At 64.4% G+C, this 19827-nt stretch carries 16 protein-coding genes; 14 read left to right on the plus strand and 2 right to left on the minus strand.

Going from position 1 to position 19827, the window contains the following annotated elements:
• Window position 1: 1 nt before the first annotated feature.
• The 14 genes from murG to LB566_RS22810 all read left to right on the plus strand — a co-directional run bounded on the left by murG (window position 2) and on the right by LB566_RS22810 (window position 16986).
• Window positions 2-1129, plus strand: a complete 1128-nt coding sequence (gene murG, locus LB566_RS22745) for an undecaprenyldiphospho-muramoylpentapeptide beta-N-acetylglucosaminyltransferase (RefSeq protein WP_224627233.1) — start codon at window positions 2-4, stop codon at window positions 1127-1129.
• Entirely contained in the window at window positions 1126-2526 is a 1401-nt protein-coding gene (gene murC, locus LB566_RS22750; protein ID WP_140639201.1) for a UDP-N-acetylmuramate--L-alanine ligase, read from the plus strand. Before murG ends, murC begins: the two co-directional genes overlap by 4 nt.
• On the plus strand, window positions 2523-3488 hold the full coding sequence (gene murB, locus LB566_RS22755; protein ID WP_140639200.1) for a UDP-N-acetylmuramate dehydrogenase: 966 nt from the start codon (window positions 2523-2525) through the stop codon (window positions 3486-3488). Before murC ends, murB begins: the two co-directional genes overlap by 4 nt.
• A gap of 302 nt (window positions 3489-3790) precedes the next feature.
• Entirely contained in the window at window positions 3791-4717 is a 927-nt protein-coding gene (locus LB566_RS22760; RefSeq protein ID WP_224627235.1) for a D-alanine--D-alanine ligase, read from the plus strand.
• Entirely contained in the window at window positions 4705-5646 is a 942-nt protein-coding gene (locus LB566_RS22765; protein WP_140553116.1) for a cell division protein FtsQ/DivIB, read from the plus strand. The genes LB566_RS22760 and LB566_RS22765 overlap by 13 nt, the downstream gene beginning before the upstream one ends.
• Window positions 5643-6950 carry a cell division protein FtsA gene (ftsA, locus tag LB566_RS22770; RefSeq protein WP_140553117.1) on the plus strand — a complete coding sequence of 436 codons (1308 nt, stop codon included), beginning with the start codon at window positions 5643-5645 and terminating at the stop codon, window positions 6948-6950. Before LB566_RS22765 ends, ftsA begins: the two co-directional genes overlap by 4 nt.
• A 66-nt stretch (window positions 6951-7016) precedes the next feature.
• Entirely contained in the window at window positions 7017-8699 is a 1683-nt protein-coding gene (gene ftsZ / locus LB566_RS22775; RefSeq protein ID WP_224627237.1) for a cell division protein FtsZ, read from the plus strand.
• A 283-nt stretch (window positions 8700-8982) separates the two neighbouring features.
• Window positions 8983-9933: a UDP-3-O-acyl-N-acetylglucosamine deacetylase gene (lpxC, locus tag LB566_RS22780; protein ID WP_224627239.1), complete on the plus strand. Its 951-nt coding sequence runs from the start codon at window positions 8983-8985 to the stop codon at window positions 9931-9933.
• Window positions 9934-10195: 262 nt separating this feature from the next.
• Window positions 10196-11065, plus strand: a complete 870-nt coding sequence (locus LB566_RS22785; protein ID WP_224627241.1) for an outer membrane protein assembly factor BamD — start codon at window positions 10196-10198, stop codon at window positions 11063-11065.
• A gap of 13 nt (window positions 11066-11078) precedes the next feature.
• On the plus strand, window positions 11079-12752 hold the full coding sequence (recN, locus tag LB566_RS22790) for a DNA repair protein RecN (protein ID WP_224627243.1): 1674 nt from the start codon (window positions 11079-11081) through the stop codon (window positions 12750-12752).
• Window positions 12753-12963: 211 nt separating this feature from the next.
• Window positions 12964-15168, plus strand: coding sequence for an NAD-dependent DNA ligase LigA (gene ligA / locus LB566_RS22795; protein ID WP_224627245.1), 2205 nt, complete (start codon window positions 12964-12966; stop codon window positions 15166-15168).
• Window positions 15168-15860 (plus strand): DUF2461 domain-containing protein, encoded by a 693-nt coding sequence (locus tag LB566_RS22800; protein ID WP_224627639.1) that lies wholly within the window; start codon window positions 15168-15170, stop codon window positions 15858-15860. The genes ligA and LB566_RS22800 overlap by 1 nt, the downstream gene beginning before the upstream one ends.
• A 104-nt stretch (window positions 15861-15964) precedes the next feature.
• On the plus strand, window positions 15965-16693 hold the full coding sequence (locus LB566_RS22805; protein ID WP_224627248.1) for an AzlC family ABC transporter permease: 729 nt from the start codon (window positions 15965-15967) through the stop codon (window positions 16691-16693).
• A complete protein-coding gene (locus LB566_RS22810; RefSeq protein ID WP_224627250.1) occupies window positions 16690-16986 on the plus strand; it encodes an AzlD family protein in 297 nt (98 codons plus the stop codon). The genes LB566_RS22805 and LB566_RS22810 overlap by 4 nt, the downstream gene beginning before the upstream one ends.
• A 29-nt stretch (window positions 16987-17015) precedes the next feature.
• On the opposite strand, the gene LB566_RS22815 is transcribed toward LB566_RS22810, so the two are convergent.
• Window positions 17016-18860 carry an aminopeptidase P family protein gene (locus LB566_RS22815; protein WP_224627252.1) on the minus strand — a complete coding sequence of 615 codons (1845 nt, stop codon included), beginning with the start codon at window positions 18858-18860 and terminating at the stop codon, window positions 17016-17018.
• 86 nt (window positions 18861-18946) lie between these two features.
• Window positions 18947-19819, minus strand: coding sequence for a 50S ribosomal protein L11 methyltransferase (locus LB566_RS22820; protein WP_224627254.1), 873 nt, complete (start codon window positions 19817-19819; stop codon window positions 18947-18949).
• Between the last annotated feature and the right edge of the window lie 8 nt (window positions 19820-19827).

The following is a 19827-nucleotide window of genomic DNA, read 5'->3' on the forward strand; positions in this document are numbered from 1 at the left end:
CATGGCCAGAGGCGTGATCCTTCTCTCGGCGGGCGGAACCGGCGGACATCTGTTTCCGGCGGAAGCGCTGGCGCATGAGTTGAACGCGCGTGGCTGGACGGTGCATCTGGCGACCGACGACCGCGCCGAGCGCTTTGCCGGCCATTTCCCGGCTGCCGCCGTCCATCCGATCCAGTCCGCGACGCTAGGTTCGAAAAATCCTGTCGCCCTGCTTGGCGCCTTCTGGAAAATCTGGCGCGGCGTGCGCCAGGCATCCGCCATCATCGGCAGGATCAAGCCCGATGCCGTGGTCGGCTTCGGCGGCTACCCGACCTTGCCGCCGCTCTACGCCGCGACGCGGCGCAAGGTGCCGACGCTGATCCACGAGCAGAACGCTGTGATGGGACGCGCGAACCGGGCGCTGGCCAGCCGCGTCGATGCGATTGCCGGCGGCTTCCTGCCGCAAGACGACAGCCCGGTCGGCGCCAAGACGGTGACGACAGGCAATCCGGTTCGCCCACAGGTGCTCGAAGCCGCAAAGACCGCCTACGTTGCCTCGGCCGGGGATGATCCCTTCCGCCTGCTGGTGTTCGGCGGCAGCCAAGGCGCGCAGTTCTTCTCCGATGCGGTCCCGGCGGCCGTCGCTTTGCTCCCCGAGGCACTGCGCAAGCGGCTGGTGATCACGCAGCAGGCGCGGGCCGATGATGTCGGGCGGGTGAAGGCGGCCTATGCAGCGCTCGGCGTCGGTGTCGAGGTCTCACCTTTCTTCAGCGACATGGCGGCGCGCATAGCGGCCGCACAGCTGGTGATGTCGCGCTCAGGTGCCTCGACCGTGTCGGAAATCGCCGTCATCGGCCGACCGGCGCTGCTGGTGCCCTATCCCTACGCGCTCGATCACGACCAGGCCGCGAACGCAGCCGCTCTTGCGGCCGCCGGCGGTGGCGAGGTGGAGCCGCAATCCCCACTTTCGCCCGAGCGCATCGCGGCGTTGATCGGCGCCCTGATGGACGAGCCCGAACGGCTCACGGCAATGGCTGCCGCGGCGAAGTCGGTCGGCAAACCGGACGCCGCGCGGTTGCTCGCCGATCTCACAGAGGCTATTGCGTCCCGCAAAACCGTTTCGGATTTCAGGAAGGGAACGCCCGCATGAAGATGCCGCAGACCATAGGCCTCGTGCATTTCATCGGCATTGGCGGCATCGGCATGAGCGGCATCGCCGAAGTGCTGCACAATCTCGGCTACAAGGTGCAGGGGTCCGATCAGGCCGACAGCGCCAATGTGCAGCGGCTGCGCGACAAGGGGATCGAGTGCTTTGTCGGCCACAGGGAAGAAAACCTCGGCGATGCCGAAGTGGTGGTCGTCTCGACGGCTATCAAGAAATCCAACCCCGAACTGAAGGCGGCGAGGGAGAAATTGCTGCCGATCGTGCGCCGCGCCGAAATGCTGGCCGAACTGATGCGCTTCCGCCAGGCAGTGGCGATCGGCGGCACGCACGGCAAGACGACGACGACCTCGATGGTGGCGACGCTGCTCGAAGCCGGCGGGCTCGATCCGACCGTCATCAATGGCGGCATCATCAACGCCTATGGCACCAATGCGCGCATGGGGGACGGCGAGTGGATGGTGGTCGAAGCCGACGAGAGCGACGGGACCTTCCTCAAGCTGCCGGCCGATATCGCCGTCGTCACCAATATCGATCCCGAACATCTCGATCACTACGGCAGTTTCGACAAGGTACGCGAAGCCTTCCGCCAGTTCGTCGAGAACGTGCCGTTCTACGGCTTTGGCGTCATGTGCACCGACCACCCGGAGGTGCAGGCGCTGGTCGGCCGCATCGAGGACCGCCGCGTCATCACCTATGGCGAGAACGCGCAGGCCGACGTGCGCTTCGCCAACCACCGCATGGCCGGCGCGACCTCGGAATTTGATGTGGTGATCCGCGACCGCAAGGGACGCGGCCAGACGACGATATCGGATCTGCGCCTGCCGATGCCCGGCCGCCACAACGTTTCCAACGCGACGGCGGCGATCGCGGTGGCGCATGAGCTCGGCCTGTCGGCCGAGGCGATCAAGAAAGGCCTGTCGTCCTTCGCCGGCGTCAAGCGCCGCTTCACCCGCACCGGCTCCTGGAATGGCGTCGAAGTGTTCGACGATTACGGCCACCATCCGGTCGAGATCGCGGCGGTGCTGAAAGCCGCGCGCAGCGCCACCAAGGGCCGCGTCATCGCCATTGCCCAGCCGCACCGCTTTACCCGGCTGCATGATCTGTTCAATGAGTTCTCCGCCTGCTTCAACGACGCCGACACGGTGATGGTGGCGCCGGTTTACGCCGCCGGCGAAGAGCCGATCGAGGGCGTGACTTCGGACGCGCTGGTGTCGCGCATCCGCGCCGGCGGCCATCGCGACGCGCGCTACATCGAGGGTCCGGAGGCAATAGCACCTGTCATCCGTGATCTGGCCAGGCCCGGCGACTTCGTCGTCTTCCTCGGCGCCGGCAACATCACGCAATGGGCCTATGCGCTGCCCAAGGAACTGGCCGTCTCATGATGCAGGGCCAGGCGCTGATCGACAGACTTGGCGGCCGGCTTGCCGGCCTGCGCGGCCGCATCACGCCGAATGCCGAGATGGACAAGATCACCTGGTTCCGCGCCGGAGGACTGGCCGAGGCGCTCTTTCAGCCAGCGGACGAGGCGGATCTCGCTGCTTTCCTGAAAGCGGTTCCCGAAGAGATACCGCTCACCATAGTCGGCGTCGGCTCGAACTTGCTTGTGCGCGATGGCGGTATTCCGGGCTTCGTCATAAGGCTGTCGGCCAAGGGGTTCGGTGAAACCGAAATTGTTTCGCCGACATCGATCAAGGCTGGCGCGGCTACGCCCGACAAGCGCATCGCGGCGGCGGCGCTGGAAGCCGGCATCGGCGGCTTCCATTTCTACCACGGCATACCGGGCGCCATCGGCGGGGCGCTGAGGATGAACGCCGGCGCCAATGGCGTCGAGACGCGCGAGCGCGTCGTCGAGGTGCGTGCGCTCGACCGCAAGGGCAACGTCCAGACGCTGAGCAATGCCGATATGGGCTATGCCTACAGGCACTCGTCGGCACCGTCCGGGCTGATCTTCACCTCGGCGATTTTCGAGGGCTTTGCCGAGGACAAGGCCGTGATCAAGGCGGCGATGGACGCGGTGCAGAACCATCGCGAGACGGTGCAGCCGATCCGGGAGAAGACCGGTGGCTCGACATTCAAGAATCCTGAAGGCACCTCAGCCTGGAAAGAGATCGACAAGGCAGGGTGCCGCGGCTTGCTGATCGGCGGCGCGCAGATGTCGCCCATGCACTGCAATTTCATGATCAACACCGGGACGGCGACCGGCTACGAACTCGAATATCTCGGCGAAACGGTGCGCGCTCGGGTGCTCGAACATTCCGGCATCCGACTGCACTGGGAGATCAAGCGCATCGGGGACTTCCGCCCCGGACACGCCGTGCAGGAGTTTCTTGGACAGCTGCTCTAGCCGCGGTTGAAGTTCATGTGACGCATGAACTTCAACCGGTCCGGAACGACCGCGCGACCGTTGCTCCAAAGACTCAACAGCACGGTTTTCGCATCCATTTTCTCAGAAAGTGAATCTCTCGGAATCATAAGCACTTGCCAGTGAATCAACTCTCTGATTCTCTGCTCCAAAGCGTTTCCTGATTTGAGTCGTTCGACGCGTTTTCCCGCGTTTTCCGTCTGGGGGGCAACCTGCCGGGAGACTCGGACTCAATGTTGCGGAAATCTTGGTTTTTGATCCGCCGTGAGAGGGGATGACGGGGAATGAAAAACAAGCATGTGGCCGTCCTGCTGGGTGGTTTCTCGTCCGAGCGGCCCGTGTCCCTGTCTTCGGGAAAGGCCTGCGCCGATGCGCTTGAGACGGAAGGCTATCAAGTCACGCGCGTCGATGTCGGGCGCGACGTCGGCTCCGTGCTTGCCGATCTCAGGCCGGATGTCGCCTTCAATGCGCTGCATGGTCCTTTTGGTGAGGATGGCACCATTCAGGGCATTCTCGAATATCTCGGCATTCCCTACACCCATTCCGGCGTGCTCGCCTCGGCGCTTGCGATGAACAAGGAGCAGTCGAAGAAAATCGTGAAATTGGCCGGCGTCCCCGTCGCCGAATCGAAGGTCGCCAATCGCTTTGCTATTCAGAACAGCCATCCGATGAAGCCGCCTTATGTGGTGAAGCCGGTCAATGAGGGGTCGAGCTTCGGCGTCGTGATCGTGCATGAGGGGCAGTCGCATCCGCCGCAGGTCATCGGCTCGTCCGAGTGGAAATATGGCGATACCGTCATGGTCGAGCGCTACATCCATGGGCGCGAGCTGACCTGTGCCGTCATGGGCGACGTGGCGCTTGGCGTCTGCGAGATCATCCCGACGGGCCATTCGTTCTATGACTACGATTCAAAATATGTCGCGGGGGGATCAAAACACGAATGCCCCGCAAAAGTTTCACCGAATATTTACCAAAAAATACAGACACTGGCGCTCAAGGCTCACCAAGCTGTCGGCTGTCGGGGTGTTTCCCGGTCGGACTTCCGTTATGACGATCGTCACTCCGAAAATGGCGAGGTTGTATGGCTCGAGGTCAATACCCAGCCGGGCATGACGCCGACGTCTCTGGTGCCTGAAATCGCCGCCCAGGCAGGGCATTCGTTCGGCGATCTGTTGAGTTGGATGGTGGAGGACGCTTCGTGTCTGCGTTGAAGTGGGGGCAGGGCAAGGGGAAGGGCGCGGCCGGGCCGGCGCTGTTCGGCCTGCCATTGTCATCAGGCCATTTCGTGCTGCCGCGCGTGCTTCGCCGCCCGGTGCGTATCCTGGCGCGCCTGGGCGAAGGCGAGTTCCAGGCGCCGCGCTTCTCCGCCGCGCTCATGTCGGCCGTGCTCATTTTTTCGAGCGGCGCCTATGGCGCCTATCTCGGCGGTCACGCCGACGGCATCGTCCAGAGCATCACCGCCCGCACCGGCTTCGCCGTCGACCAGGTCAAGGTTGTCGGCAATCGCCAGACGTCCGAGATCGATATACTCGACAGGCTCGAACTCGATGGCTGGACGTCGCTGATCGGCTTCGATGCCGAGGCGGCACGGGAACGCATCGCCACCTTGCCCTGGATCGAGGTCGCCGCGGTGCGCAAGGTCTATCCGCACACGTTGGAGGTGCGCGTCGAGGAGCGTCAGGCGTTCGCGCTTTGGCAGCAGGGCAGCGATCTCTCCGTCATCGAAAAAGACGGTGCCGTTATCGCGCCGTTCTCGGGTGGCAAGCAGGTGCTGCTGCCATTGCTGATCGGAGCCGGCGCGCCGGCCAAGGCACCGGAATTTCTGGCGAAAATCGAAAAATACCCGGATCTCGTGACCCGCATCAGGGGCTATGTCCGTGTTGGCGATCGGCGCTGGGACCTGAAGCTGGACAATGGCATCACCGTCAAGCTCCCCGAGGATGGCGAGGATCAGGCACTCGCCGAGCTCGTCGGCATGGATCATGACAAGGGGCTGTTGTCGCGCGACATCGCCGCCGTCGACATGCGGCTGTCCGACCGGCTGGTCGTGCAACTGACGCCGGAGGCGGCGACCCAGCGCGAAGCCGCGCTCAACGAAAAACCAAAGGCGCTGAAGCGCAAGCCGGAGACGAAGATATGAGCTGGCTTGGCGGTTCAGGCGATGCCTCGTCGCGCCGCTCCGGCACCTTGACGGTGCTGGATGTCGGTTCGAACAAGGTCTGTTGCATGGTGGCGAAGCTGAAGCCATGCGATGACGGCAAGCTGCTGCGCGGACGCTCGCACCGCATCCAGGTGATCGGCATCGGACACCAGAAGTCGCAGGGCGTCAAATCGGGCGTCGTCATCGATCTCGACCGTGCCGAACATGCCATTCGCCTCTCCGTCGACGCCGCCGAGCGCATGGCGGGGCTGACGGTCGATTCGCTGATCGTGAACATGACTGCCGGCCGGCTGAAGAGCGAAGCCTTCTCGGCTACCATAAACCTCGGCGGCCATGAGGCCGACGAGGCCGACATCAAGCGGGTGCTCGGTGCCGGCGCCAAGCAGGCGCTGAAGACCGAGCGCGAGGTGGTCCATTCGCTCCCCGTCGGCTTCTCGCTCGACGCTGAGCGCGGCGTGCGCGATCCGCGCGGCATGGTCGGCGACACGCTTGGCGTCGACATGCATGTGCTGACCGGCGACGCCGCTCCGATGCGCAATCTGGAGCTCTCCATCAACCGCTCGCATCTTTCGGTCGAGCGCATGGTGGCGACGCCTTATGCCAGCGGGCTGGCGGCATTGGTCGACGACGAACTGGAACTGGGCGCCGCCTGCATCGATATGGGCGGCGGCACGACGACGATCTCGGTGTTTTCGGAAGGCAAGTTCGTCCATGGCGACGCCATCGCCATCGGCGGCAACCACGTCACGCTGGACATGGCCAAGGGACTGTCGACCTCGCTCGATGCCGCCGAGCGGCTCAAAGTGATGCACGGTTCGGCGTTGCCCGGCAGCGCCGATGACCGCGACCTGGTCTCGATCCAGCCGATCGGCGACGAGGGCGAAGTGCCGCTCCAGATTCCGCGCTCCGTCATGACGCGCATCGTGCGCGCCCGCATCGACGAGACGCTCGAGCTTTTGCGCGACCGGCTGAACAAGTCCGGCTACGGCAATGCGGTGGGCAAGCGCGTGGTGCTGACCGGCGGCGCCAGCCAGCTTGCCGGCCTGCCGGAAGCGGCGCGCCGCATCCTGGGACGCAATGTGCGCATCGGCCGCCCGCTTGGCGTGGCGGGCCTGCCCGAAGCGGCGAAGGGGCCGGCCTTCTCGGCGGCCGTCGGCTTGTTGATCTACCCGCAGATGGCGAGCTTCGAGAGCCATCCGGCGAAAGGAATTTCCGGTCTCAGGATGACCGGAACGGGCGGAAAACTGCATCGCATGAGTCAGTGGTTGAGAGACAGTTTCTAATTGACGGGGACAGCCCCATAAGTGGCCGCGGCGGCGAAGCGGCAGGAAAGGCAAAGGACGGAGACAATGACCATCAATCTGCAAAAGCCGGACATCACCGAGCTTAAGCCACGCATCACCGTGTTCGGCGTCGGCGGCGGCGGCGGCAACGCCGTCAACAACATGATCACCGCCGGTCTGCGCGGCGTCGAGTTCGTTGTCGCCAACACCGACGCGCAGGCGCTGACCATGTCGAAAGCCGACCGGCTGATCCAGCTCGGCGCGCATGTTACCGAGGGGCTCGGCGCCGGATCGCAGCCGGAAGTCGGCCGCGCGGCGGCGGAAGAATGCATCGACGAGATCATCGATCACCTGTCCAACACCCATATGTGCTTCGTCACCGCGGGCATGGGCGGCGGTACGGGCACGGGAGCGGCGCCGGTTGTGGCGCGCGCCGCCCGCGAGAAGGGCATCCTCACTGTCGGCGTCGTAACCAAGCCCTTCCATTTCGAAGGCCAGCGCCGCATGAAAACGGCGGATTTCGGCATCGAGGAGCTGCAGAAATGCGTCGACACGCTGATCGTCATCCCCAACCAGAACCTGTTCCGGCTGGCCAATGACAAGACCACCTTCGCCGACGCGTTCGCCATGGCCGACCAGGTGCTCTATTCGGGTGTAGCCTGCATCACCGACCTGATGGTCAAGGAAGGCCTGATCAATCTCGACTTCGCGGACGTTCGTTCGGTCATGCGCGAGATGGGCAAGGCGATGATGGGCACCGGCGAGGCATCGGGCGAGGGCCGCGCGATGGCGGCCGCGGAAGCCGCAATCGCCAACCCGCTCCTCGACGAGACCTCGATGAAGGGCGCCAAGGGTCTGCTGATCTCGATCACCGGCGGCCGCGACCTGACGCTGTTCGAAGTCGACGAAGCGGCGACCCGCATCCGCGAGGAGGTCGACCAGGATGCCAACATCATCCTGGGCGCCACTTTCGACGAGGAGCTCGAAGGCGTCATCCGCGTCTCGGTTGTCGCCACCGGCATCGACAAGTCGGCGGCCGAAATCGCCGCCGCGCCGATCTCGATCCGCACCGCGCCGCAGAAGCCGGCCGCCCGCCCGGCCGTTGCCGCAGTGGAAAGCCGCCCCGCGCCGGTCCAGCAGGCTGCGTACGAGCCGCGCGCCGCCGATCCTGTCGCGGAAGCGATCCAGATGGCCGAAGCAAACGCCGCGGCGATGGCGCAAGCCCGTCCGGCGCCGGTTGCCCATGCGGATGATTTCCGTCCGCAGAGCAAGATCTTCCAGGCTCCGCCGGCGCAGCCGCAGCCGATCGTGCAGCCCGTGGTCCAGCAGATGCAGCCGGCGCCCCAGCCGCGCGAGATCCTGCGTGAAGTCCAGCAGCCGGTCGCGATGGCTCCCCAGCGCATGCCGCGCGTCGAGGACTTTCCGCCCGTCGTGAAAGCCGAGGTCGACGCCAAGAGCCGCCCCGCCGATCATGAGAACAGCGGACCGATGGGGCTCCTGAAGCGTCTGACCAATGGTCTGACGCGCCGTGAGGAAGAGCCGGCACGCCTGCAACCGGCGCAGCCGCGCGAGCCCAAGCTGCGTCAGGCCGCGCCGGAAGTGCGCCGTCTGGCAAGCCAGGACGCGCAGCTCTACGCGCCGCGTCGCGGCCAGCTCGACGACCAGGGCCGCTTGACGCCGCAGGCCAGGGCGACTCAGGACGACGACCAGCTGGAGATTCCGGCGTTCCTGCGCCGCCAGGCCAACTGAGCGGTTAACGGGCTGTAACAATTGTTAACAGGCAAGCAAGCAATTGCTTGCCTGTTAACGTTTAAAGGAATGCAAATTCAAGCACTTAAGACATCATCCATACGTCGGCTGCGGTTACAAAGGGTAAGAAACCGTGATTTGGACTATCCCTGCCGGGACATTATCTTCGCTGCCTACCGTCGTCGGTTTGCCGGGATTTCGGGGGAAGTGACCTGGCCTGCCGATTTTTTACAAGAGAGCCGCGCCCTCGGGCTGGAGAAGCGGACCTAGGCATTTCGGGCTTATGGGGATTGTCTTGCACGACTATCAGACGACAGTGAAGACGCGCGCGTCGCTTACGGGCACCGGCGTTCACAGCGGCAAGGAAGTTTCCATCAGCTTTCTCCCGGCGGATGCCGACACCGGCATCGTCTTCCAGCTTTTCAATGAGAACGGGCAAGGCCGCGAGTTCCGCGCCCTGTTTTCCGAGATCGGCGCAACCGACCTTTGCACCATGCTCGGTGATCCCTCTGGCGAGCACATCGCCACGGTCGAGCACATCATGGCGGCGCTGTTCGGGCTCGGCATCGACAACGTCATCATCGAGATCGACGGCCATGAGGTCCCTATCCTCGACGGCAGCGCCATGGCGTTCGTCGAGGCCATAGACCAGGCCGGCATCGAAACGCTGTCGGTCAAGCGGCGCTACATCCGGATCGTCAAGCCGGTCCGCATCGAGAACGGTGCCTCCTGGGCTGAGTTCAGGCCCTATGATGGTACCCGCTTCGAGGTCGAGATCGATTTCGAAAGCCCGGCGATCGGCCGGCAGCTGTTCGCGTCCGACATCAATGCGGACATTTTCCGCCGCGACATCGCGCGCGCCCGCACCTTCGGCTTCATGAAGGACGTCGAGCGGCTGTGGGCGGCGGGCTATGCGCTGGGATCCTCGCTCGAGAATTCGCTGGTGATCGGTGACGACAACCGCGTCATCAACATGGGCGGCTTGCGCTACCCCAACGAATTCGTACGACACAAGACGCTGGATGCCATGGGCGACCTGGCGCTGGCCGGGGCCCGCTTCATCGGCTGCTTCCGCTCCTATCGTGGCGGCCATAGGCTGAATGCGGCCGCCTTGCGGCGCGTGCTGTCGGACCGTACCGCATTCGAGGTCGTCGAAACGACTCGCCGCGAGCGCGGCCGTGCGGCCGAGATGAGCACCGTCAACGCGCCTCTCTATGCGCCCTGGATGATCTGAGTCACAGCCACTTTTCGGATACCATCGCAGCTCGCTGGTGTTGCATGAATGCATCATTTGTCGGCGAAATCGCAGGGATGCTCCGGTGCGGCCCGGCCGCCACAAAAATGTTCGATTGCCTAGACATAGCGTTGCCGGGCAAGGCGGTTATGGTTTATGGCTGCTGCCGTCGATAGTGCATGTCGCCTGGAAGTGGGGACCAGTTTTGGGGAAACGATATGCAACAGGCACTGAAATAACGCCGAAAGGGCGCAATCCAATCATGTTCTTCAAGCGAGTTGGTCAATTGAAAGCGCCGCAGCGGCCCGTTTTCCTGGCGCTTTCGGTGGTTGTTCCATCGCTCTTCCTGTCTGCTTGCATGTCCTCGGAAAAAGATATCGACCTGTCGACCTATGTCGATCAGACCGAGCCGGCGGACGTTCTTTACAACCAAGGCCTCGCCAATTTGAATGCCGGACGTCTCGACGAGGCGAGCAAGAAGTTCGACGCGGTCGACCGCCAGCATCCTTATTCGGAGTGGGCCCGCAAATCGATGGTGATGGGCGCCTTCGCCGACTATCGCAAGGGCAGCTACGACGAAGCGATCTCGTCGGCCAAGCGTTATCTGACGCTGTATCCGTCAACGGATGACGCGGCTTATGCGCAGTACATTATCGGCCTTAGCTACTACCGCCAGATCAAGGACGTGACGCAGGATCAGAAGGAAGCGCGCCAGACCGTGCAGACGATGCAGGATCTCGTGACGCGCTGGCCTGATTCAGAATATGTCGATGACGCCAAGGAAAAGATCCGCTTCGCCAACGACCAGCTCGCCGGCAAGGAGATGCAGATCGGCCGCTATTATCTCGAACGCCGCGAATACATCGCCGCGGTCAAGCGCTTCCGCAATGTGGTCGAGAACTATTCCAACACCCGCCATGTCGAGGAGGCGCTGGCGCGCCTGACCGAGAGCTATTATGCGATAGGCCTGACTTCGGAGGCGCAGACCGCCGCCGCCGTTCTCGGCACCAACTATCCCGACAGCCCATGGTACAAGGATTCCTACAAGCTCCTGCAGAGCAACGGGCTTGCGCCGCGCGAGAATGCCGGGTCGTGGATATCCAAGGCCGGGAAACTGATCACCGGCGCCTGATGCAGGCGTAACCATGCTTTCCAGGCTGTCGATCCGCGATATCGTCCTGATCGAGAAGCTGGATATCGACTTCCAGCCCGGTCTCTCGGTGCTGACGGGCGAGACCGGCGCCGGAAAATCGATCCTGCTCGACGCCCTGTCCTTGGCACTTGGGGCTCGCGGTGACGCTTCCCTGGTGCGCCACGGCGCGGCACAGGGCCAGGTGATTGCCGTGTTCGACGTGCCGCGCAACCATCCGGTGCGCGCGCTGCTTGCCGAGAATGCGATCGAGGACGACGGCGACATCATCCTGCGCCGCTTGCAGACGGCGGACGGCCGCACCCGCGTCTTCGTTAACGACCAGCCGTCCAGCGTGACGCTGATGCGCGACGTCGGCCGCGCGCTGGTCGAGATCCACGGCCAGCACGACGAACGCGCGCTTGTCGATCCCGGCGCGCATCGCGACGTGCTCGACGCTTTCGGCGGTCATCTCGGCGCCGTCCGGTCGACGGGCGAGGCCTGGCGGCACTGGCGTGCCTGCGAGCAGGAGCTTTCGCGCCATCGCGCCAAGGTGGCGGCGGCGGCACGCGAAGCGGACTACCTGCGCGCAGCGGTCACCGAGCTGACCAAGCTCGATCCGCAGCCGGGTGAGGAAACTGAGCTTGCCGACTTGCGCGCCCACATGATGCGCGCCGAGAAGATCGCCTCCGAAATCCATGACGCGCAGGACGTGTTTTCGGGTCCATCCTCGCCCTTGCCGCAACTGGCCAGCCTGCTCAGGCGGTTGCAGCGCAAGGCCGGCGAGGCCCCAGGGCTGCTCGACGAAGTGGTCAAGTCGCTGGATGAGGCGATGCTGTCGCTCGACGCGGCGCAGTCGGGCGTCGAGGCGGCCTTGCGCGCCACCGAATATGATCCGCAGCGGCTGGAAAAGGCGGAAGAGCGGTTGTTTTCGCTGCGCGCGGCATCGCGCAAGCACAGCGTTGCCGTCGATGATCTGGCGCAATTGCGCGACACGATGGTTGCCGATCTTGCCGATCTCGACGCCGGCGAGGAGCGCCTGCACGGGCTGGAAAAGCAGGCGGCCGCCGCGCGCGAGGCCTATGATATCGCCGCCGCGCAGTTGTCTTCGCTTCGCCATGCGGCGGCGGTCGGCCTGACCAAGGCGGTGATGGCCGAACTGCCGGCGCTGAAGCTCGAACGCGCTGCCTTCATCGTCGAGATGAAGAGCGAGGCCGAGAGCCGCATGGAAGAGGGCATCGACCAGATCGAGTTCTGGGTGCGCACCAATCCCGGCACGCGGCCCGGGCCGATGATGAAGGTTGCTTCCGGCGGCGAGCTTTCGCGCTTCCTGCTGGCGCTGAAGGTAGCGCTGGCCGACCGGGGCTCGGCGCCGACGCTGGTCTTCGATGAAATCGACACCGGGGTGGGCGGCGCCGTGGCGGATGCCATCGGCCAGCGGCTGGCAAGATTGTCGAAGCGCGTGCAGGTGCTCTCGGTCACCCATGCACCGCAGGTGGCGGCCCGCGCGGCGACGCATTTCCTGATCTCCAAATCCGGCAGTACCGACAAGGTCGCGACCGGCATCGCCGAAATGGACCGAGCGGCGCGCCAGGAAGAGATCGCTCGCATGTTGGCCGGGGCCACCATCACCGACGAGGCGCGCGCTGCGGCCGAGAGGTTGCTGCGGGAGAACACGGCGGCTGCCTGAAAGCTCGGTTTTCGCGAAGGCGAGTCAGGATATGGCTGCATCCTGCTGTTCAGGAATGATTTTTTCGCAGGCCGGCTCCCTCCTGCCAAATCCTGATTTATAGTGGCGCCCAACCAAAGCGCGCCGCGCCTTGGTTATTGTTTTGCGCATGTCGTTGCCCCAAAATCGCACCATATTTTGGGCGGCGTGCATTGGTCAGGGAAGCCGTGCGATGTCTGAAAGACCCGTCGATTCACTCAGTGAGAGCGAAGCCGAAGCGGAGCTGAAGCGCCTGGCGCAGGAGATCGCGGAGCATGACCGCCGCTACCATACCGAGGACGCGCCTGTTATCACCGACGCGGCCTATGATGCGCTGACCCGGCGCAACCTTGCCATCGAGCAGCGCTTTCCCGCCCTGGTGCGCGAGGATTCGCCATCGCGCAGGGTGGGTGCCGCGCCGGCGGAGGGCTTTGCCAAGGTGCGCCATGCGGTGCCCATGCTCAGCCTCGCCAAGGCTTATACCGACGAGGACGTCGCCGACTTCATCGAACGCGGCCGGCGCTTCTTCGACCGCGACAAGGATCTCGACATCGCCTTCACGGCCGAACCCAAGATCGACGGCCTGTCGGCGTCGCTGCGTTACGAGAACGGCGTGTTCGTGCAGGGCGCAACGCGCGGCGATGGCGCTGTCGGCGAAGACATCACCGCCAATCTCAGGACCATCGCCGATATTCCCGGCAGGCTGAAAGGCTCGGACTGGCCCGAAACCATCGAGATACGCGGCGAGGTCTATATGACCTATGCCGAGTTCGAGGCGCTGAAGGCACGCTCGGCGGCCGCCGGCGGCCAGGACTATGTCAATCCGCGCAACACAGCGGCCGGCTCGCTGCGCCAGAAGGATCCCTCCGTCACCGCCAGCCGCAACCTCAAATTCTTTGCCTATGCCTGGGGCTACACGACAGCCGATCCCGCTCCGACACAATACGATTCGGTGCAGAAATTCGCGGAATGGGGCTTCAAAGTCAGCCCGCTGATGGTGCGGGCAAAGTCGGTCGACGAGCTGATCGCGCATTATCACCGCATCGAGGAGCAGCGCTCCTCGTTGGGTTACGACATCGACGGTGTCGTCTACAAGGTCGACCAGCTGGAGTTGCAGCGCCGGTGGGGCTTCGTAACCGGCGAACCGCGCTGGGCGATCGCGCACAAATTTCCGGCCGAACAGGCGATGACGACCGTGCAGAAGATCGACATCCAGGTCGGGCGCACCGGCACGCTGGCGCCTGTCGCGCGGCTTGCACCGGTGACCGTCGGCGGCGTCGTGGTCGAGAACGTCACGCTGCACAATGAGGACTACATCAAGGGTTTCGACAGCAACGGCCAGCCGATCCGCAACGGCATCGACGTGCGCATCGGCGACACTGTGGTGATCCAGCGGGCGGGGGATGTCATTCCGCAGATCGTCAGCGTCGTCGTCGACAAGCGCCCTCCCGATGCCGTGCCTTACGAATTTCCACATACTTGCCCGATCTGCGGCTCGCCGGCGACGCGCGAGATCAACGAGAAGACCGGCAAGGAGGATTCCCGCAGGCGTTGCACGGGCGAACTGATCTGCCCCGCGCAAGCCGTGGAAGGGCTGCGCCACTTCGTGTCGCGCGGGGCCATGGACATAGAGGGCCTGGGCGCGGAAAACATCGACCTGTTCTTCAATGCGGGCCTGGTCAAGACGGCCGCCGACATCTTCACGCTCAGGGACCGGCGTCCAGCCGTCACCAAGGCGCTGGCCGAGCGGCGCGAGGAGCAGGCGAGGCAGCGCGAGGCGGCGTCGGGCAAGACGCGCAAGAATGTGCGCAGCGTCGAGGACCGCAACTATGAAGGGTTGGACAAGCTGTTCGCCGCCATCGATGCGCGCCGCGAACCGGAGCTCGACCGCTTCATCTTTGCGCTTGGGATCCGCCATATCGGCGAAACGACGGCGGCCGTGCTTGCCCGGACGTTTTCAACAATCGAGGAACTGATCCGCGTAGGCAAGGAGACCGCGGCGGCTGGCGATCCGCATAGTGTCTTCCCGTCGATCAACGGCATCGGCGATACGGTGATCAACGCGCTTGCCGATTTCTTCGGCAATGAGCGCAATGACGACGTGCTTGAGGCGTTGCTCAAGCAGGTCAGGCCGAAGCCGTATGTCGTTACCGTCTCGGCCGACAGCGTGGTCGCGGGCAAGACCGTCGTGTTCACGGGCTCGCTGGAAAAGATGACGCGTTCCGAAGCCAAGGCGATGGCCGAACGGCTGGGCGCCAAGGTGGCGGGCTCGGTTTCGGCCAAGACCGACCTGGTGGTGGCGGGGCCCGGCGCCGGCTCGAAACTCAAGCTTGCCAGTGAACTCGGCATCGAGGTCATAGACGAGGACGCGTGGCTGCAGCGGATCGGCAAGGCGTGATGTCGGGCGAATTCAAGGGGTTCGGCCAGAAGGCTATTCCGTTCCTGAAGGCGCTCGATTTCCACCAGAGCCGCGACTGGTTCGTAGAGAATCGCGACCTGTTCGAACAGGAATTGCGGGATCCGCTGGGCGATCTGGTGGAGACGCTCACACGCCGTTTCGGCGAGGCAGGGCTCGGCCTCAAGGGCGACCGCAAGAAATCATTGTTCCGGATCAACCGGGACGTGCGTTTCGCAAAGGACAAGCGGCCTTACAACCGGCATCTGTCGGCGATCCTGTCGCCCGACGGCACCAAGATGGAGCAGGGCGTGTTCTATGTCCATGTCGGGCTGGAACGCTGCTTCGCCGATATTGCCTGGTGGCAGCCCGCCCCGGAACTGTTGCTCGCCATGCGCAAGGCGATCGCAGCAAAGCCGGACAGGTTCCGCGCCCTGGTGGCCGCCTTGAAGAAGAATGGCCTGGAGTTCGAGACGGAAGGCCGCATGAAGCGCACGCCGCGCGGCTTCGAGCATGTCGGCGATTCCGATCTGGCCGAGGCGATCCGCAACCGCCATTTCTATGTGCAGCATGTAATCGATCCGGCGGGGATCCACACTGCGGCCCTGGTCGACGAGCTGGTCGATTTCACCATGCGCGCCAAGCCGCTGCTCGACTGGGGCAGGGCGATAGAGGGCAAGATCGCGCAGGGCTAGGATTGGTCCCGGCGATCATTTCCGCTGATCGTTGGGCTCAACCGAATTCGTGTGACAAGGCGGGCCACGCTACCTAGATCAGGCCATTCTCCTGGGAGTTATCGATGGTGTCGGACGCAATCTCCGAGCACGGCGCAAAGAGCGATTTCTGGCAAGGCGTGCGGCTTTCCATGCCGGTCGTTGTGGCGTCGGCGCCGTTCGCGGTGCTGTTCGGGGCGCTGGCCGTCGACAATGGCCTTTCGGTGTTCGAAGCCTTCCTGATGAGCGCGCTGATATTCGGCGGTGCCAGCCAGATGGTCGGCATCGAGCTGTTCGGCCAGCATGTCGCGCCCTGGCTGATCGTGCTGTCGATCTTCGCCGTCAATTTTCGCCATGTGCTCTATTCTGCCGGCATTAGCCGGCGCATAGCGCACTGGCCCGTGGTCAGCCAAGCGCTCGGCTTCTTCATCCTCACCGATCCGCAATTCGCCGTCGCCGAGGCGAGGGCGCAGTCCGGCGAGACGGTCGGCTTCGCCTGGTATCTCGGGCTCGGCCTGCCGGTCTATATATTCTGGGTGATCGAAAGCGCGCTCGGCGCGGTGTTCGGCAAGCTTATCCCCGACACGCATGCGCTGGGCATCGATTTCCTGCTGCCGATCTATTTCCTTGGCCTGGTGATGGGCTTCCGCAAGCGGCCGTTGTGGCTGCCGGTGGTCGTCGCCAGTGCTTGCGCCTCCATCATCGCCTACAAGACAATAGGTTCGCCCTGGCACGTCTCGATCGGCGCCATTGCCGGCGTGCTGCTGGCCGTCATCCTGCCGCCGCACCACTCAGGCGTGAAGATACGGCCATGAGCACGACGTTCTGGATCGTCATCGCCGGCGCGATCGCCACTTATCTCACCCGCGTCGGCGGGCATCTGGTCATCTCGCGCTTCGACAACATCCATCCGCGCGTCGAGGCCGGCCTCAACGCGGTGCCGGCGGCGGTGCTGACGACGCTGGTGGCGCCCGAGCTGTTGAATGCCGGCCCGGCGGAATGGGCGGCATTGGTCGTTACCGCCGCGGTTTCGCTGCGCGGCGGGCTGATGGCGATGTTTTTGGCGGGGGCTGCGATGCTGATCCTGGCGCGGCAGTTCGTGGGGTAGAGTTCGAGGCGCCAACGTTCGAAGTTAGATCAAACCTTCGCGTCGTGCGGCAGCGGCGCGGTTGCCTTCTCCAGCCAGGCCAGCGTCTCGCCGTCGAGCATCGGGCCTATCTCGGCCAGCACGCGGGCGTGGTAGGTGTCGAGCCAATGCAGCTCGTCGCGGGTCAACAAGTCCGAGCGCACCAGCCTGACGTCGATCGGCGCCAGGGTCAGCGTCTCGAAACCGTGCATGGCGATGTCACCGCCATCGATCTGGGCGGCCGGCGTCACCAGGATGAGGTTCTCGATTCGGATGCCGTAGGAACCTTCCTTGTAGTAGCCCGGCTCGTTGGACAGCATCATGCCTTCGAGCAGCTTTTCAGTGCCGGTGCGGGCGATGCGTTGCGGGCCTTCGTGCACGGCCAGATACGAGCCGACGCCATGGCCGGTGCCGTGCGCGAAGTCGCAGCCATGCTTCCACAGCGCCATGCGGGCGACGGCATCGATTTCCGAGCCGCGCGTGCCGGCGGGGAAACGCAGCGTGGAAATGCCGATCATGCCTTTCAGCACCAGCGTGAAACGTTCGCGCATTTCCTCGGTCGGCTGGCCGATCGGCACGGTGCGGGTGATGTCGGTGGTTCCGTCCTGATATTGGGCGCCGGAATCGAGCAGGAACAGCTCGCCGGCGTGGAGCTTGCGGCTGGTGGCGCGTGAGACGCGGTAATGCATGATGGCGCCGTTCGGGCCGGCGCCCGAAATAGTGTCGAAGGAGACGTCGCGCAGCGGCATCTGCGTTTCTTCGCCGGTCTGCCGGCGCGTCTCTTCCAGCCGGGTGACGACCGCGATCTCGTCGAGCGAGCCGGGCTTCTGATGATCGAGCCAGCACAGAAGCTTGGCCACGGCCGCGCCGTCGCGGCGATGCGCGGCGCGCGAGCCGTTGATCTCGGCCTGGTTCTTGGTGGCGCGCGGGATGCGGGCCGGATCGACCGCTGAGATCACCTCGCCGCCATTGTCCTCGACCAGCATGCGCAGCTTGTCGGCGGCCAAAACTGGGTCTAGCGCGATTTTCGCGCCGCTTTTGGCCAGCGCCACGACCGCCGCCTCGAATTCACCGGGCTCATGGGGCTCGGCGAGCTGAGTGAGATACGCCGCGACCTGGCGCGAGAATTTTCGGCTGTCCATGAATAGCTGGTGCGATCCGTCGGCGGCGAGGATGGCGAAGCCGAGCGCCAGCGGCGTGTGCGGCACGTCGCCGCCACGGATGTTGAAGGCCCAGGCGATCGAGGAGGGATCGGTCAGCACCGCATGGGTGGCGCCCTCCTTGCCGATCGCCGCTGCCAGCCGCGCCAGCTTGTCCTTGGCGAGCTGGCCGGCAAAGCCGATGGGATGGAGTTCGACGGGAGCGACCGGTGCATCCGGCTGATCCTTCCAGATGATGTCGATCGGGTTCGTCGCGAGCGGCACCAGCGCGGCGCCGGTCTTGTCGGCCGAGGCCTGCAGCGCCTTGATCTCGCCGATCGTGTGCAGCCAGGGATCGAAGCCGAGCCGCGCGCCCTTGCCAACGTTATCCTTGAGCCAATTTGCAGGCGGATTGTCGACCAGGCTCTCGATTGAGAAGATACCGAGATCAACCTCGCCGCGCACCTGCAGCGTATAGCGTCCGTCGACGAAGATGAAGGCGCGGTCGCGCAGGATGATGGCAACGCCGGCGGAGCCGCTGAAGCCGGTCAGCCATTTCAGCCGCGCCGAGCGGTCGGCGACATATTCGCCCTGATGCTCGTCGGCGCGGGGAACGACAAATCCATCCAGGCCGTTTTCCGCCAGCCATTGGCGCAGCAGCGCCACGCGCGGTCTGCCGACGGCCGGATCGCCAGCGGAATCAAAGGTCTGGAACATGGTGGCGTCTCCCTCGGATAGTGCCCGACCGTAGCGCATGGAGCTGGAAACCGGAATCGATTTCAGCAGGGCCAGACGGGGCTGCGTCACCGTTTGAGATGGATCGTCACCCAGCCTTCGCGGTGCAGCGTTCTGACATGGCGAAAACTCTGGCCGACATAGGCGGAGATCACCGCGTCGCGCTGCCGGTCGAGGATGCCTGACAGCACCAGCGAGCCGCCGAGGCTGATGTGTCGCGCCATTTCCGGCGCAAGCCGCATCAGCGGCCGCGCCAATATGTTGGCGATGATCAGGTCGAAAGGCGCACGCCTGGCAAAGATCGGATGGTGGAATCCGGGCGCGGTCACCGTCTCCACCAGCGCCTTGACGTGGTTGAGCCGCGCATTGGCGGCGGCAACGCTTACCGCCACCGGATCGATGTCGGTCGCCAGCACAGGAATATGGTAGAGCTTGGCCACGGCGATGGCCAGCACCGCGCTGCCGGTGCCGAGGTCGAGCGCGTTGCGCGGCCGCTCGCGCCGCGTCACCTTTTCCAGCATTTCCAGGCATCCGGCGGTGGTGCCGTGGTGGCCGGTGCCGAAGGCCAGCCCCGCTTCGATCTCGATGGCAAGCTCGCCACTATGGCGTTTGCGGCGATCATGCGCGCCATGCACGAAGAAACGGCCGGCACGCACCGGTTTCAGCCCTTCCAGCGAGCGCGCCACCCAGTCGATATCGGGCAAGGTCTCGCGCTCGACCGGCCTGGACAGGGCCAGCCCTGCCAGAATGTCCTTCACCCGCGCCTCGACCGCATCGACATCGCCGTCGGCATAGAGAGAGACTTCATGAATGTCCGCGTCCTCATCGACCTCCAGCACCGCGATCGGCAAGCCTTCGTCCTCGAAGGCGGCATCGAGGGCGGCGAAAATTCTGGTGGATTCGATCTTGCCGGCGGTGAAATGGAGCCGCGTCTGGGTCATGGATTTCG

Origin of the sequence: Mesorhizobium sp. CA13, assembly GCF_020165235.1 — a bacterium.
GTDB lineage: Bacteria > Pseudomonadota > Alphaproteobacteria > Rhizobiales > Rhizobiaceae > Mesorhizobium.